The sequence below is a fragment of the Streptomyces sp. WM6378 genome, assembly GCF_001279695.1.
GTDB lineage: Bacteria > Actinomycetota > Actinomycetes > Streptomycetales > Streptomycetaceae > Streptomyces.
Map to the genome: position 1 here is coordinate 1 of NZ_LGDD01000239.1, position 281 is coordinate 281.

The 281-nt window shown below is 61.9% G+C and carries 1 protein-coding gene; it reads left to right on the forward strand.

The genetic code is table 11. From position 1 onward, the window contains the following. A partial coding sequence (locus ADK54_RS19640) for a hypothetical protein (RefSeq protein ID WP_053726971.1) occupies window positions 1-281 on the forward strand: 281 nt, incomplete at both ends.

Here is a 281-nt window from a genome sequence, read left to right on the forward strand (position 1 = left end):
ACGACTCTGTCCGATCTGGGGAAGAGCACCGAGGGTTCGAGTGGTGATCTGGGTGCGTTGATCCGGCAGTTGATTGCTGCGGCCGAGCCGTTGGAGGGCAAGTTCAACGGGGCGGGGAAGGCCGCGTTCGACTCGTTCAAGAACCACGCGGACGAGATCACAGGCGATCTGAACGGGTCGTTGCAGGACATTCTGGGTGGTCAGTCCGGGATGGACACGGCGTTCGGTACGGGTGATCACGAGCAGGAGTCCAACGCCCACCAGAACATGTCGGCGGCCAA